Annotated in this window: 16 protein-coding genes; 10 read left to right on the plus strand and 6 right to left on the minus strand. The window is 45.3% G+C overall.

What is annotated here, in order from left to right:
* Nucleotides 1-55: 55 nt before the first annotated feature.
* The 3 genes from ACX0G7_RS19230 to ACX0G7_RS19240 are packed head-to-tail and all read right to left on the minus strand — an operon-like array spanning nucleotide 56 to nucleotide 3,537.
* The gene (locus ACX0G7_RS19230) at nucleotides 56-1,039 is read right to left on the minus strand and encodes a UDP-glucuronic acid decarboxylase family protein (RefSeq protein ID WP_458925144.1); all 984 of its coding nucleotides are present in this window, start codon (nucleotides 1,037-1,039) and stop codon (nucleotides 56-58) included.
* A gap of 11 nt (nucleotides 1,040-1,050) precedes the next feature.
* On the minus strand, nucleotides 1,051-2,376 hold the full coding sequence (locus ACX0G7_RS19235; protein WP_458925145.1) for a UDP-glucose dehydrogenase family protein: 1,326 nt from the start codon (nucleotides 2,374-2,376) through the stop codon (nucleotides 1,051-1,053).
* A gap of 33 nt (nucleotides 2,377-2,409) precedes the next feature.
* Nucleotides 2,410-3,537: a DegT/DnrJ/EryC1/StrS family aminotransferase gene (locus ACX0G7_RS19240; protein ID WP_458925146.1), complete on the minus strand. Its 1,128-nt coding sequence runs from the start codon at nucleotides 3,535-3,537 to the stop codon at nucleotides 2,410-2,412.
* A gap of 98 nt (nucleotides 3,538-3,635) precedes the next feature.
* Between ACX0G7_RS19240 and ACX0G7_RS19245 the strand changes: the two genes are divergently transcribed.
* Entirely contained in the window at nucleotides 3,636-4,922 is a 1,287-nt protein-coding gene (locus ACX0G7_RS19245; protein ID WP_458925147.1) for a 3-deoxy-D-manno-octulosonic acid transferase, read from the plus strand.
* A gap of 18 nt (nucleotides 4,923-4,940) precedes the next feature.
* On the opposite strand, the gene ACX0G7_RS19250 is transcribed toward ACX0G7_RS19245, so the two are convergent.
* On the minus strand, nucleotides 4,941-5,630 hold the full coding sequence (locus ACX0G7_RS19250) for a hypothetical protein (protein ID WP_458925148.1): 690 nt from the start codon (nucleotides 5,628-5,630) through the stop codon (nucleotides 4,941-4,943).
* Between the two features lie 63 nt (nucleotides 5,631-5,693).
* Between ACX0G7_RS19250 and ACX0G7_RS19255 the strand changes: the two genes are divergently transcribed.
* A complete protein-coding gene (locus tag ACX0G7_RS19255; RefSeq protein WP_458925149.1) occupies nucleotides 5,694-6,263 on the plus strand; it encodes a thymidine kinase in 570 nt (189 codons plus the stop codon).
* An 80-nt stretch (nucleotides 6,264-6,343) separates the two neighbouring features.
* On the opposite strand, the gene ACX0G7_RS19260 is transcribed toward ACX0G7_RS19255, so the two are convergent.
* The gene (locus ACX0G7_RS19260; protein ID WP_458925150.1) at nucleotides 6,344-7,246 is read right to left on the minus strand and encodes a DUF6263 family protein; all 903 of its coding nucleotides are present in this window, start codon (nucleotides 7,244-7,246) and stop codon (nucleotides 6,344-6,346) included.
* A gap of 46 nt (nucleotides 7,247-7,292) precedes the next feature.
* Between ACX0G7_RS19260 and ACX0G7_RS19265 the strand changes: the two genes are divergently transcribed.
* From ACX0G7_RS19265 to ACX0G7_RS19285, 5 genes are all read left to right on the plus strand, one after another.
* Nucleotides 7,293-7,931, plus strand: coding sequence for a heme exporter protein CcmB (locus ACX0G7_RS19265; RefSeq protein WP_458925182.1), 639 nt, complete (start codon nucleotides 7,293-7,295; stop codon nucleotides 7,929-7,931).
* Nucleotides 7,932-8,033: 102 nt separating this feature from the next.
* A complete protein-coding gene (ccsA, locus tag ACX0G7_RS19270) occupies nucleotides 8,034-8,756 on the plus strand; it encodes a cytochrome c biogenesis protein CcsA (protein WP_458925151.1) in 723 nt (240 codons plus the stop codon).
* Complete coding sequence (locus ACX0G7_RS19275) at nucleotides 8,753-8,968, plus strand: CcmD family protein (protein ID WP_458925152.1); 216 nt, start codon at nucleotides 8,753-8,755, stop codon at nucleotides 8,966-8,968. Before ccsA ends, ACX0G7_RS19275 begins: the two co-directional genes overlap by 4 nt.
* Nucleotides 8,969-8,994: 26 nt before the next feature.
* On the plus strand, nucleotides 8,995-10,404 hold the full coding sequence (locus tag ACX0G7_RS19280; protein WP_458925153.1) for a Glu/Leu/Phe/Val family dehydrogenase: 1,410 nt from the start codon (nucleotides 8,995-8,997) through the stop codon (nucleotides 10,402-10,404).
* Between the two features lie 98 nt (nucleotides 10,405-10,502).
* Nucleotides 10,503-11,177 (plus strand): DUF4272 domain-containing protein, encoded by a 675-nt coding sequence (locus tag ACX0G7_RS19285; protein ID WP_458925154.1) that lies wholly within the window; start codon nucleotides 10,503-10,505, stop codon nucleotides 11,175-11,177.
* A gap of 7 nt (nucleotides 11,178-11,184) precedes the next feature.
* On the opposite strand, the gene ACX0G7_RS19290 is transcribed toward ACX0G7_RS19285, so the two are convergent.
* Nucleotides 11,185-11,628 (minus strand): type I restriction enzyme HsdR N-terminal domain-containing protein, encoded by a 444-nt coding sequence (locus tag ACX0G7_RS19290; RefSeq protein ID WP_458925155.1) that lies wholly within the window; start codon nucleotides 11,626-11,628, stop codon nucleotides 11,185-11,187.
* 61 nt (nucleotides 11,629-11,689) lie between these two features.
* Here ACX0G7_RS19290 and ACX0G7_RS19295 point away from each other — a divergent pair, with 61 nt between their 5' ends.
* From ACX0G7_RS19295 to queA, 3 genes are all read left to right on the plus strand, one after another.
* Entirely contained in the window at nucleotides 11,690-12,460 is a 771-nt protein-coding gene (locus ACX0G7_RS19295; protein WP_458925156.1) for an AMP nucleosidase, read from the plus strand.
* A gap of 36 nt (nucleotides 12,461-12,496) precedes the next feature.
* Nucleotides 12,497-14,215: an ABC transporter ATP-binding protein gene (locus ACX0G7_RS19300; RefSeq protein ID WP_458925157.1), complete on the plus strand. Its 1,719-nt coding sequence runs from the start codon at nucleotides 12,497-12,499 to the stop codon at nucleotides 14,213-14,215.
* Nucleotides 14,216-14,428: 213 nt separating this feature from the next.
* Nucleotides 14,429-15,478, plus strand: coding sequence for a tRNA preQ1(34) S-adenosylmethionine ribosyltransferase-isomerase QueA (gene queA / locus ACX0G7_RS19305; RefSeq protein WP_458925158.1), 1,050 nt, complete (start codon nucleotides 14,429-14,431; stop codon nucleotides 15,476-15,478).
* Nucleotides 15,479-15,527 lie beyond the last annotated feature (49 nt).

Here is a 15,527-nt window from a genome sequence, read left to right on the forward strand (position 1 = left end):
ACAATTTGAAAATTCCGTTTGAGGTCGGCATGATAAGGTTAAATCGCTTACCAGTTTATTTCTGACTTACAAACTCCTTTGGTTGTTTAAAAAGCTCTTCCTGTGGAAGTGACTTAAAATATTCGTACGTGATCTTCAGCCCTTCGCTTCTTTTCACCTTAGGTTCCCATCCAAGTACTTCACGTGCCCTGGTGATATCGGGTTGCCGTTGCTTAGGATCATCAACCGGTAAAGGTTTATAGACGATCTTCTGGCTGGTTCCGGTAAGTTTGATGATCTCTTCAGCAAATTCTTTCAAAGAGATCTCATCGGGATTACCGATGTTAACCGGCTGTGCATAATCGCTCAGCAGTAACCTGTAAATTCCTTCTACCAGGTCATCAACATAGCAGAATGATCTTGTCTGGCTGCCATCTCCAAACACTGTCAGATCCTCACCCCTCAGGGCCTGGCCTATAAATGCTGGTAACGCGCGGCCGTCATTGAGTCGCATTCTCGGGCCATAGGTATTAAATATCCGGATGATGCGGGTTTCAAGGCCATGGAAGGTATGATAAGCCATGGTGATTGCCTCCTGGAAACGCTTGGCTTCGTCGTACACGCCTCGCGGACCAACAGGATTAACATTACCCCAGTACTCTTCTGTCTGTGGATGTACCATTGGATCCCCATAGATCTCAGAGGTCGAAGCGATCAGCATTCTTGCCTTTTTTGACTTGGCAAGGCCGAGGCAGTTATGTGTTCCAAGTGATCCTACTTTCAGTGTCTGGATCGGTATCTTCAGATAATCAATAGGGCTTGCCGGTGAAGCAAAATGCAGGATATAATCAAGTTTGCCGGAAACATGAATAAACTTCGAAACATCGTGATGATAAAATTCAAATGCTTCGAGCTTAAACAGATGCTCTATGTTATGAATGTTTCCGGTGATCAGGTTATCCATTCCGATAACATGATATCCTTCTTTGATAAAACGATCACAAAGATGCGAACCAAGAAAACCCGCCGCACCGGTGATTAATATTCTCTTTTTTGACATGGGATATTTATTTATTTATTTGCTGTTGCTGAAACACTCGGGCGGCCAATACTTTCGTAATAAAATCCAAGCTTTTTGATTGCACTAGTTTCAAACAGGTTACGTCCGTCGAATATCACTTTTTCTTTCAGCGCACTTACCATCTTCAGGAAATTCGGCGTTCTGAACTCGTTCCACTCCGTACAGATTACCAGGGCATCAGCATCCTGCAGGCAGTCGTACTGGTTTTCGCTATAGACGATTTTATCTCCTATTACGCTTTTCACATTGTTCATCGCTTCCGGGTCATAGGCTTCGATCTGTGCTCCGCATTTCAACAATTCATCGATGATGTATAAGGCGGGTGCCTCACGGATATCATCGGTATTTGGTTTGAAGGCAAGACCCCAGATTGCAATTTTTTTACCCTGAAGGTTGTTATCAAAATATTTTTTAATGCCTGGTAATAAATGGAGTTTTTGCCTTTCGTTTACGTCCATTACGGCGTTCAGGATCTTGAAGTCGTAGCCGGTTTCCTGGGATGATTTAACAAGCGCCTGTACATCCTTAGGGAAGCAACTTCCGCCATAACCTATTCCAGGGAAGAGGAATCGTTTACCAATTCTTTCATCGCTGCCGATTCCCAGCCGGATCATATCAACATCGGCCCCGAGCCTTTCGCAGAGCTGCGCAATTTCATTCATAAATGAAATCTTTGTGGCAAGGAATGAGTTCGCTGCATACTTGGTCAATTCCGCAGAACGCTCATCCATAAATATTATCGGATTTCCCTGGCGCACAAACGGTGCATATAATTCACCGAGTATTCTTCTTGCCCTTGGTGATTCTGTTCCGATTACCACACGGTCGGGTTTCATGAAGTCTTCCACTGCTACACCTTCCCGGAGAAACTCGGGATTGGAAGCAACATCGAATTCGCCATTATAGTTTTTTGCGATGGCTTTCCTGACTTTTTCAGAAGTACCCACAGGTACAGTGCTCTTATCGATGATCACTTTGTAATCTGAAAGGATCTTTCCGAGATCATCAGCTACACCGAGAATATATTTCAGGTCAGCTGAACCATCCTCACCGGGAGGCGTCGGTAGTGCAAGGAATATGATTTCAGCATCCTTAATGCCTTCTTCGAGGTTGGTCGTGAAACGAAGTCTTTCCTCGCGCACGTTACGGATAAAAAGTTTTTCGAGGCCGGGTTCATAGATGGTAATCTGTCCGCCTGATAACTTGTCGACTTTCGATTTGTCAATATCAACGCAGGTTACGTCATTTCCGGTTTCAGCGAAACAGGTACCGGTCACTAATCCAACATAACCGGTTCCGATAACAGCAATTTTCATATTTGAAGGTGTTTTTTAGGTTTTGCCTATCAGCTAGCTGATATATGATAAAACATTTGAGGTGATAAATTCAAGTTGTTCCTGGTCGAGTTCGGTATGCATAGGAAGAGAGATTACCCTTTCAGTGAGCCAGTCCGTTGTTTTTAATACATAATCTCCACCACCAAAGGCAGCGAACATTTGTTGACGGTGAGCTGGTACCGGGTAATAGATCATCGAAGGGATCTTTTTTTCTGCGAGGTATTGGTTCAGGCCATCTCGGTCGACACCTTCCAGTGTTAACGTATACTGGTGAAACACATGCCTGCTATATGGCGAGCGGTATGGAGTGGATATCTTCTTATTGGATTGAAAAGCTTTATCGTAAAAATCAGCGGCGGTTCGTCTCGCTGAAATATAATCGTCCAGTAAAGGCAATTTTACATTTAATACAGCAGCCTGCATGGAATCAAGCCGGCTGTTGCAACCAACCATGTCATGGTAATACCTTTTACTCTGACCATGATTGGCGATCATCCTGAGTTTGTTAGCGAGCGCCTCATCGTCCGTACACATAGCTCCACCGTCCCCATAACAACCCAGGTTCTTCGAGGGAAAAAAAGATGTGGTACCAATTGTCCCAATGGTCCCTGTTTTTTTAGTCGTGCCATCTTTAAAGGTGTAGTCGGACCCAATCGCCTGGGCATTGTCTTCGATCACGAAAAGATTGTGTTTTTTCGCGATCGCCATCACTGCTTCCATATCGGCGGACTGGCCATACAGGTGAACTGGTACAATAGCTTTTGTTTTCGGAGTGATCGCTGCCTCGATAGCGGCAGGATCTATACAAAAGGTTTTTGCATCAACATCAACAAAAACCGGCTTTAACCTCAGCAGCGCAATCACCTCAGTAGTAGCGACATACGTAAAAGAAGGAGTAATAACTTCATCGCCGGGCTGCAGGTCGAGGGCCATCATGGCTATCTGCAGGGCATCGGTACCATTGGCACAGGGAATCACATGTTTTGAGCCCAGGTATTTTGCCAGGGCTGAAGAAAAATCTGAGACCGCCTTCCCATTAATAAAAGAAGCATTATCCAACACCTCCTGAATCCCGGCATCAACTGCATCTTTTATTTTAGCGTATTGCAACTGTAAATCAACCATTTGAATGGGCCGCATAGTCCGATTATCCTTTTTTAACGGCCACAAACCTACTTTAAAAAAGTGGTTTAAGCAACGATATGAGCTATGAGTTGTGTTTTCGTTTAATTTGCCGCATGGCGTTATTCTTCTATAACCTCTTCCTGGCGCTGTATAGCCTGGCCGCAAAGCTCATTTCACCCTGGAACCCTAAGGCGAAACTTTGGTTACAGGGTCGTAAGGATCTTTTTAGTCGTTTGGAGGCGAAGATCCGCGAAACTTCCGCCGGTGTTCCCGCCGGATCGCCGCTGATCTGGATGCACTGCGCATCCCTCGGGGAGTTTGAACAGGGAAGACCGGTGCTGGAAGGCCTGAAGTCGGCATATCCAACCCTCCGCATCCTGATCACATTTTTCTCACCTTCCGGATATGAGATCAGGAAAAACTATGCGGGGGCCGATTATATCTCCTATCTGCCCGTCGATTCCCGGTCCAACGCGAAAAGGCTCCTGGACCTCGTAAAGCCTGACCTGGTACTCTGGGTGAAATATGAATATTGGTATTACTTTTTACATGAAATAAAAAAGCGGAATATTCCCCTTTTGCTGGTAAGCGGTCTATTCCGGAAGGACCAGGCGTTTTTTAAGTGGTATGGCGGTCTGCACCGGAAAATGCTTTCCTTTTTCAGGCATCTTTTCGTGCAGGGGCAATCATCTGCCGACCTGTTGAAAACTGCAGCAGACGTCCCGCCGGTTACCGTCAACGGCGATACCCGGTTTGACCGGGTCACGGCAATAGCCAATTCCTTTTCACCGATTGAAGAGATCGTAGCTTTTTGCAAGTCGTACCCCGTCATCGTGGCGGGCAGTACCTGGCAGGAAGATGAGGAAGAACTGGATCACTATGCCAACACTCACCGGGATCTGCGATTCATAATTGCCCCGCACGAGATCGATGAGTCACATCTCCGCAGTACCGAGGCCTTATTTAAATATACCATCCGGTTTTCAAAATGGAAAAAAACCTATACTAACCCCACTAACGGAACTTCATCTCCGCCCAATGTGCTCATCATTGACAATATCGGGATGTTATCCAGGCTTTATTATTATGCCACTATAACATATGTGGGCGGCGGATTTGGGAACGATGGGATACACAACATACTGGAAGCCGCGGTTTATGGAAAACCAGTGTTTTTCGGCCCGGTGTTCGACAAATTCAGTGAAGCCATTGACCTGCTGGAGTGCGGTGGTGCATATACCGTAGAAAATGCCCTTGAACTTGAGAAAACAATGAATGACCTTTTGCAGAACCAGGATGAGTACCGGGAGGCCTGTGCGGCAGCCTTTAATTATACACAGCAACACAGGGGAGCTACAAAAATGATCCTTGATTATATCGCAGAGAACCGTTTATTATGAAGATTTGAATGCGGGTGGTTAAGAAAATCTTCTTTTAACCAGTTGGTAGAAATGACGGGTAGTTTCTTTCATATCATCCCATCCAAGCTTTACTTTCAATTCCCTTTCGATCCAGTATTCCGCTTCGGCCATTATCCTGAACCCGTTGATGGTTTTCAGGCTTCTCTCATACATCACTTCATCACCCCTGAAAAGTTCGTTGATAAACACGAAACGATCGTTGATGCCAATGGCCTTTTTGAGATCCTTGATTGGCGCATCTGTTAGCCGGTGCCCCACCTCGAGCACTTGTTCTTTTAACTTATCGTTAAGAGAATAGTCGGGTGAAGCCATCAGTTCATTGAGCTCTTTTGGTGTATGTTGGTGAGAAAGTGTAGGGATTTCAACTAATGGATCAAACTGGTAACCGTTCGATTCGTGTTTGTCACTATGATGATGTGAACCGTTTGTTTTTACCGGTTCCGTTTTTACCACTTCAACAGGTTCTTTAGCCACTGAAGCAACTGCAACAGTCTCCTCCCTGCTATAGGACCGGCTTGCCGGCATTTGTACGGATATCTTGGAAGCAGCCATGGGCCTGCCCGGCACGGCAATGAGCAACCTCAATTCCGACTCAATCATTTGTGTGGTTACCAATAGTTGTGAATGATCAGCGTTTTGTTCAGATTGTTCTTTTAACTTGCCGATCAATTGAGATAAACGATCCATGGTTTGTGACAAAGTGTATTTAGTAGTTTAAAGTTAACAATTTTCATACCTATTTCAGTCATAATGTTCATAGAACATAATATAACAGGGGAACGCAGGGGGTTTATCGAAGTCATTTGTGGATCAATGTTTTCAGGGAAAACAGAGGAGCTGATACGCCGGCTAAAAAGAGCTAAAATTGCAAATCTTAAAGTGGAGATCTTCAAACCGAAGATCGATACCCGTTATCATGAAACGAACATAGTTTCACATGATGAATCCATGATCACATCGACACCGATCGATAATTCCCAGACTATACTGTTGTTTGCAAGTGGTGTAGACGTTGTCGGCATTGACGAAGCGCAGTTTTTTGATGATCAGCTGCCCGAGGTCTGTGATCAGCTGGCACTGAGAGGGACCCGTGTGATTATCGCCGGGCTTGATATGGATTTTAAGGCAAGACCTTTCGGGCAGATGCCCAATTTACTGGCCCGTGCCGATTTTATAACCAAACTTCATGCTATCTGTGTCAAGTGTGGTAATATCGCGAACTACTCATACCGACGGAGGCCCGATGGTCCACAGCTCTTAATCGGTGAGAAGGATATATATGAACCACGTTGCCGGCAGTGTTATTATCTCAGGGATTGACGCATGTGCTGCCGTCTCCTGCTTATACAATTCGACTTCTGTCCCCGTCTCCTGGTTATACAAACCGATTTGTGTTGCCGTCACCTGGTTATACAAGTGATCTCAGTAAGTTTTATATTTTGGATCTCACCCCCCGTTGTCCGGGTTACTGTTTCATCGGTAAACATTGCAGTAGCAGGGATGCCTGAATTAAGCAAAGCTTTAACCATACCGTTCCTGGTTCCGGCCATATAAGTGGTCCCCTCCCCACCCGCAGAAATGCGCGAGACAATCCTCAAAGAAACCAGGTCGTTTTCTATTTTATCTACCGAAATCACATTGCTGTGCTTAACCGGGGCGAGAGCTGTGAACATGGTGTTATTTACCCAGCTATCGTTTTGAGATATATGTTTCCCCGGCAGATAAAACATAAATCCTGTAAACATATCCTTCAGCGCTGCCGGAGACAGGAAGTCCCTTGCTACCGCTTTTACGGCTGCATTATCCAACCCGGTTTTGTGGCTTACATTTTTTATCAGTTGTTCAAATCCATCTTCCATCACCAACTCAACGCGGTTATTGAAAAATAGTACCAATGAATCTCCGGCAAAGCCTTTCATGATATGCAGCCTGTTCGCCAGGAATTCCGCCAGCATATCAGTAAACTTGCCTTCTTTTTTTACCATCCGGTTCTTCGCGGAACCGTCACGAAGCTGCATAGGTTGTTTTGCGAGCCGCAGTTCCTGAATTACCATTAGCAGGCGGCTCCCCATTGTATCGACAAGTTTAGGCTGCAGCGTAAAACGAAATAAAGTTGTGTCGCCACTTGTTCCAAACGGGGAAACTGAAGTTGAAACTGTTTTTAGCACAAACTGGTAAACCTTGTCAGGATCAGGTTGAAAGCCGAAAAATGATGATTGGTTTTGTCTACCACCTTTGCAGCCAATGACTATAACAAGTAAGGACAGGTATAATTGTTTTATATGCATCTGATATTGAAGCATTATTTTCGCAGGCTAAACACTATATATCAGGCAAGCTAATCATATCATTGCTCTTGTAAAAAAGGATCTGTTGCTGGAGATCAGGCAGCAGTATACTTTTTATGGTATAGTGTTGTATGTCGCCTCAACGGTTTTTGTGTTATACCTGGCTATGGACCAGCCAGAAGAAAAGATCTGGAACGGGCTGTTCTGGATGATCCAGCTTTTTATTTGTGTAAACGCAGTAGCAAAAAGTTTCCTGCAGGAAAGCCGTGGACGCATGTTGTATTTTTACACCATTGCCGGGGCGCGTGACTTTATGTTATCAAAGCTCCTGTTCAACGTTGTGCTCATGATCATCATGAGCCTCATCAGCCTGTTGTTATTCCAGTTATTGCTGGGCAACCCCTTACAACACGCATTGAGATTCGCAGGCATTGTGTGCCTGGGAGGTTGCAGCCTTAGCATGGTCTTTACTTTCCTGGCGGCAATAGCTGCACGGGCCCAACAGAATGCAGCCTTGATGGCGATCATGGGTTTCCCGCTGATCATCCCACAGTTGATGTTGTTGATGAAAATTTCCACTACTTCTTTTGCAGATGTTTTACAGGGTGGCCAGCTAAGCCTTATGTTACTGCTCGGAGGTCTCGATGTACTGGTGCTCGCGCTTGCCATTATCCTTTTCCCTTTTCTCTGGAAAGACTGATATGGACAGAGCTTTTCCGCCTCCATACACTAATTGTGCAGGTTGAGATCTAATTTCTATTTCGGATAGTTTACCCTAATTTTGCCTCCACACAAAAATAATATGCGGCTAGCCTGGTGGAAAATATTGAGCATCGTTTTACTACTGTACACTTTCATCGCAGGGTTCACCACTAAAGTCCCCGAGATAGGGAACCTTTATCAAAGCATCCGCAACTTTTTTTTCCATGTGCCCATGTGGTTCGGCCAGCTTACCCTTGTTACCGTATCACTGGTTTATTCGATCATGTTCCTCAGGAATCCGAAGGCAAAATATGATATTTATGGTGCTGAGTTCGCAAGGACCGGAATTGTGTTTGGTTGCCTCGGTTTAATCACCGGCTCTATCTGGGCAAATTATACCTGGGGTGCACCATGGAACAACGATCCTAAACAAATAGGGGCAGCAATTGCGCTATTAATCTATCTCGCATACTTCGTTCTTAGAAATTCCATGACTGATATCGATAAACGCGGTCGTGTAGCTGCAGTTTATAACATATTTGCGTATTGCATATATGTGCCGATGATAATGATTTTACCCCGGCTGGTCGAATCTTTGCACCCCGGCGGTAAGGGCGTTGAAGGAAATCCCGGATTGAGCGGTAGCGATCTTGATCCCCGTCTGCGGATCATATTCTGGCCCGCAGTATTGGGATGGACGCTTCTCGGTGTATGGATCTCCACCCTGAAGGTGAGAACCATTATGCTGGAGGAAAAACAATCAGAGATGACCGGAAACTCAGTTACCGGCAAACAAAAAACCGAATACGCCGCCGTAAAATGAAAAAATATATCTATTCCTTCCTGCTTCTGCTCATCAACAGTTTTGTATTTGCCCAGGAAAATGTTCCCGTTAATGAACCAGCTACCGGTATGCGTTCAGACGGTAAGATTTATGTGGTGGTTGCCGTGGTGGTCACCATATTGATAGGGTTGTTACTTTATGTCATCCGCCTTGACAGAAAGATAACAAAGCTGGAGAGAAAAAATGCCTAAGATTGTAAACCATAAATAAGATCAGTATGTCAGAGTACAGTTTCTTCGGCGCTGTCGAAAAGAGCTTTGAGAAAGCAGCGCAATTCACCAGCTGGGATCCCGGTATCCTTGAGCAGATCAAACAATGTAATGCGGTTTATCGCATGCACTTCCCCGTAAAAGTTGGAGATAAGATAGAAGTAATTAAAGCTTACCGCGTTCAGCACTCACATCACAAACTACCCTGTAAGGGAGGTATCCGGTTTTCGATGGGTGTGAACCTTGATGAAGTTATGGCGCTCGCGGCCCTGATGACTTATAAATGTGCGATTGTTAATGTTCCCTTTGCAGGTGCGAAGGGAGGGATCACCATCGATCCAAAAAAATACTCGGCTTACGAACTGGAAAAAATTACCAGGAGATATACATCTGAACTTATAAAAAAGAATTTTATCGGTCCTGGTATAGATGTACCCGCCCCCGACTATGGAACAGGTGAACGTGAGATGGCCTGGATAGTGGATACCTATCAGAGTATGCGCCCCGGCGAGATCGATGCACAAGGTTGTGTAACTGGTAAGCCGGTATCACAGGGTGGCGTACGTGGCCGGAAGGAAGCAACCGGGCTTGGTGTATTTTACGGACTGCGTGAAGTCTGCAATATGCCCGAAGTAATGCAGCGTTTAGGCCTCAACGTTGGAGTAGAAGGAAAAAGAATCGTTGTGCAGGGATTAGGGAACGTTGGTTACCACACTGCGAAATTCTTCCAGGACCACGGAGCAGTGATTGTTGGTCTCGCTGAATGGGAAGGGGCAATTTCCAATGAGAACGGACTTGACGTTGATGCTGTTGTTGAACACCGCAAAAAGACGGGATCCATACTTGGTTTCAGCGGTGCACACAACTTTACAAAAAATACTGATGCACTCGAGATGGAATGCGATATTCTGATCCCTGCAGCACTTGAAGCAGTGATCACCGGCGAAAATGCACCGCGTGTGAAAGCAAAGATCATCGGCGAGGCGGCTAACGGACCTTTAACTCCAGACGCGGATGAAGAGTTTATAAGAAGAGGAATATTGGTCGTTCCCGATATGTATCTGAATGCGGGTGGTGTAACCGTTTCTTATTTCGAATGGTTGAAAAACCTTAGCCATATCCGTTATGGCCGGATGGAAAAAAGATTCACTGAAGATCTGAATACCAAGATCCTGGGACAGATGGAAGAGCTTACCGGCAAAAGAGTGGACCAGGAGGACCGTGAAAAGATCATTCATGGAGCCGACGAGGTTGACCTTGTGAGAAGCGGGCTTGAAGAAACAATGATAGGTGCAACAAGGGAGATCATGGATGCCTGGCGTGCAAATGACAAGATACCGGACATGAGGACCGCAGCATATGTAGTTGCTATCAATAAGGTGGGAACCAGCTATGCTGAACTGGGCATCTTCCCATAACAAAAATGTAACCTTATTAATTGCTTATAGAAACCGCGCTTGCCGCGGTTTCACTTTTAATGATCATATCTTGCACGCATTCTTTTAATTTTATAATGATGGCTAAGTCGATATCGAAGACAACATGGGAGAAGCTGAGACAACGTATGATTGCTTATGGCATCCAGGACGTTCCACTGACTGCCCTGCCGGAAAATATCACTTCGGTCATCAAAGATCCCGAAGAGGCCGCTGCACGGATGATGATACTCTTGTCTGTTGCTTTTTGTGCAAGCAACTCTGCCGAGGCAGACAAAATAGCTGATTGGTTAAAAAAGGAAGGCTTATGGCAGGCTATAAGTGAGAATGAAAAGCAATTTTTCAGGGAGCCTGAAACAACAGATGAACTAAAGGCAAAACTTAGTTTTCAATTCGAAGGCGCTTATATGCTGGCCTGGGCACTTGGAAAGGTAGAGGTTTTCCCGGATCCCTCTTCCGAATGTGACCTGGAACTTGTAGGTGACTTTTTTGGAAATGTTCCCCCGCTGCTTGCAGAAACTGACAGCCTGTTTGAAGATGCCGGCTACCTGCGGACCTCAGCCATTTATGATGAATACCTGTTTTATAAAATGGCGGCGTTATACTTTAAACATATAAAAAAGGCAGATAAGGAAAACACATCCAATGTGCATAAAGCGGCTGCACATCAACGTTACCTTGTCCTCGAGTGGCTGCTAAACCCAGGTGATCCTGAATGGGATGAGTTGACTGATACCTATGGCGGCGATGAATAGTGTAATGTTAGGAAGGATTATATCCGGGAAATTGCTCCAGTTGAGACAGGCTCCCGTTTACTTTTTCAAATGCTGCACAGTAAGATCCGTTTGTGATTACCAGGTAGGGAACAGGTATCGCTATATGATACCTCAGCACCTGGCTTAATACTTTATCATCCAAAGGGACATCCATTGACTTACATTCAATCATCATCCAGGGAAGATGGTTTTTGTCGTACACAAGGATATCAAATCGTTTCTTTAATTCCCCAAGCTGCAGTTCCTTTTCGATGGCAATCAGCGATGACGGGTAATGCATTGCCTGTAACAGATACTGGATAATGTTCTGACGCACCCATTCCTCAGGGGTAAGTCGCACCCATAATTTTCGTGATGGATCAAAAATCAGTTCCCTTCCCTCCTCTTCTTTAATCTTATAGGAATATGAAGGATACATTATCTTTATCATGTGCACAAAGATACTTCTGTGAATGGGACCGGTTACCCCGACAAAAAATTAAATATAACCAATGAAAACAAAAGAAGAGATAGTTCAAAACTGGCTGCCACGTTATACTGGCGAGAAACTGGAGAATTTTGGAAAATACATTTTGCTTACCAATTTCAGTAATTACGTTTACCAGTTTGCCGAATGGAACGATGTGAAAGTTGTTGGGGAAGGCAGGCCAATGATGTGTGCAACAGCCGGAGATATTACCATCATAAATTTCGGAATGGGTAGCCCGACGGCCGCAACGGTGATGGATCTGCTGACCGCGGTTGCTCCGAAAGCAGCACTTTTTCTGGGCAAATGCGGAGGCTTAAAAAAGAGAAACAAACTTGGTGATCTTATCTTACCTATTGCCGCAATAAGGGGTGAGGGAACCTCCGGCGATTACTTTCCGGCTGAGGTGCCCGCCCTGCCGGCTTTCGCACTGCAAAAAGCCGTTTCCACCACCATCAGGGACTATGGAGTGGATTATTGGACCGGAACCGTATACACGACCAACCGGCGGGTATGGGAGCATGATGTAGAATTTAAAGAGTATTTACAGAAGATAAGAGCTTATGCTATTGATATGGAGACCGCAACAATATTTACTGTTGCATTTCACAATAAGATCCCTACCGGCGCACTCCTGCTGGTCAGCGATCAGCCGATGACACCCGAAGGGGTCAAAACCGAAGAAAGTGACAAAAAGATCACGTCGGATTATGTTGAAAGACATTTGAGGATCGGAATTGATTCGCTTAAACAGCTCATCAACGAGGGGCTAACGGTTAGGCACCTGCGCTTTTAAATGCGTAACCAATTATCCATCGGTAACGAATTATCCATGCCAGAACCGTTATTAAACATCCGGGACCTCCAGGTTGATTTTACCTCAGCACTTGGCAAAACGACGGCAGTCAGTAACATCAGTTTTCAGGTAGCACGGGGCGAGATCGTGGCTATTGTTGGTGAATCAGGCTCAGGTAAATCCGTAACGTCTTTATCCATCCTGCAGCTATTGCCAAGTCCGCCGGCAACATATCCCAAAGGTGAAATATTATTTTCCGCTGATGGTGCTCATACTGTGAACCTCCTCAACCTCCCGCTGAAAGACCTGCGGGCACTCCGGGGCAATGAAATCGCGATGATTTTCCAGGAGCCAATGAGTTCGCTTAACCCGGTTTTCACCTGCGGTGACCAGGTGATGGAAGCTATTAAGTTACACCAGGGCATGGGGACTAAACAGGCGATGGAAAAAACAATAAACCTTTTTGAAAAAGTTAAACTCCCCGATCCTGCTGCGATGTTTCACCGTTACCCGCATCAACTGAGTGGCGGACAGAAACAGCGGGTCATGATAGCAATGGCCATGAGTTGTGAGCCGTCTTTGCTGGTTTGCGACGAGCCTACCACCGCCCTGGATGTTACCGTACAAAAAACAATACTCGCCCTGATCAGGGAACTGCTGGCGACAGAAAAGATGGGGGTGATCTTTATCACACATGACCTCGGCGTAGTCGCAGAAGTTGCTGACCGTGCTATAGTAATGTACAAAGGTGCAATCGTGGAACAGGGAACAGTGCAAGATATTTTCAGCAGTCCCCGACATCCTTATACCCGCGGGCTGCTGAATTGCCGGCCGGTGTTACATCCAAAGGGACAACGATTACCGGTTGTTGCCGATTTCATGAATGAAAATTCTGGCCGCGAGTATACACGGATGCCGGCGAAAGCCGCTGAGCCGGCCACCGCTGATATAACGGAAAGGCCTGATGTGCTGATGACCGTGAATAACCTCAATGTGTGGTTTCCTTCAGGCAGAAACCTGCTGGGTAAACCTAAGCATTACATAAAGGCGGTACAGGATGTCAGCTTTGATATCATGGAAGGTGAAACCCTCGGCCTCGTAGGCGAATCAGGTTGTGGTAAAACGACGCTGGGCCGTACGTTACTCAGACTTATCAAACCCACATCAGGTCAGATTTTTTATAAAAACCAGGATATTGCCAAGCTGGATGCGGATACCATGCGTTCGATGCGGCGTGATCTCCAGATCGTGTTCCAGGATCCGTATTCATCCTTAAATCCAAGGATAACCATAGGGAGTGCGATTGGAGAACCCTTGAAAGTCCAGGGAATAGCAAAACAGCTCACGGAAAGGAAAGCGAAAGTGATGGAGTTACTGGAAAAAGTGAACCTTCTGCCCGAGCATTACAATCGCTATCCACATGAATTCTCAGGAGGGCAGCGGCAAAGGATAGTTATAGCCCGGGCACTGGCCATGAATCCGTCCTTCCTGGTCTGTGATGAGTCTGTATCTGCCCTTGATGTAAGTGTGCAGGCCCAGGTTCTCAACCTGTTGAATGACCTGAAAAAGGAGTTTGGCTTTACAATTGTATTCATTTCTCATGATCTGGGGGTAGTGAGGTATATCAGTGACCGGATTATGGTGATGAACAGGGGCCGGATTGAAGAGATCGGAAAAGCTGAAGATATTTACCACCGGCCAGGCTCCGATTACACCCGCAAACTGATTGCTTCGATTCCGGGTATTTCAGCGTAAAACAAGTTGTTGATCAAGGTTTTAGCCCCGTAACACTTTATTTCATGGTTTCCAAAAAAAAAATTACCTTTGCCCGCTTGAAATTTAAACAAACATGATATTAAACCTGGTGCCGTAAGACCTGGTTTGTATCGGATCCGACCGATCTTCCCACTCCACTGCTCCCGCGGTTTCATATCATGACGACAGGCAATATTTAAACAAAACTTTTACATGAAACTTTCTCAGTTCCGTTTCGATCTACCCTTGAACCTTATAGCTCAGCATCCTGCAAAAAAACGTGAAGACGCCCGAATGATGGTTGTTCATCGCAAAACCGGCCAGATTGAAAACAGGACATTTAAAGATATAATGGAATATTTCGATGACAAGGATGTCTTTGTTGTCAATAATACCAAAGTGTTCCCGGCGCGTATGTATGGCCGTAAAGAAAAAACCGGCGCAAAGATTGAAGTTTTTCTTTTGAGAGAATTGAATAAACCCAACAGGCTTTGGGACGTAATCGTTGATCCTGCACGTAAGATACGGGTTGGTAACAAGCTCTATTTTGGTGAAAATGACGAGTTGGTTGCAGAAGTAATTGATAACACAACCTCGCGTGGCCGTACTATCCGATTCTTATGGGAAGGTACTGATGAAGAGTTTCGCCAGATGCTTGAAATACTGGGTGAGACTCCATTGCCAAAATACATAAAACGTAAACCTGAGGCTGAGGACAAGGAAAGGTTCCAGACTGTTTATGCAAAACACGAAGGGGCAGTTGCTGCGCCAACGGCGGGCCTGCATTTCAGTATCGAACTGATCAAGAGACTTGAGATCAAAGGTATCCGCTTTGCAGAGGTAACATTGCATACCGGTTTGGGAACATTCAGACCCATTGAAGTGGAAGATCTTAGCAAACATAAAATGGATGCTGAGTATTACCGGATAGAAGAGAATGCATGCAAGATTGTGAACAAAGCCATTACCGGCAATCATAGGATCTGTTCTATCGGAACAACCACCATGCGTGCATTGGAGTCCTCCTACACTGCTGAAAAACTGATGAAGCCATCTGAAGGCTGGACTAATATCTTTATTCATCCGCCATACAATTTTAATATAGCTGATTCATTGGTGACAAACCTGCACTTACCAAAAACAAGCTTACTGATCATGGTGTGTGCTTTTGCCGGCTATGATCTCGCGATGGAGGCTTATAAAAAAGCGATAAAAGACAAATATCGATTCTTCAGTTATGGAGATGCCATGCTGGTTATCTAACTAATTTCAATTCCCCTTCATAACCGGAGGGGATTTTTTTTTTGAAACA

It is taken from the genome of Flavitalea antarctica (assembly GCF_054461535.1).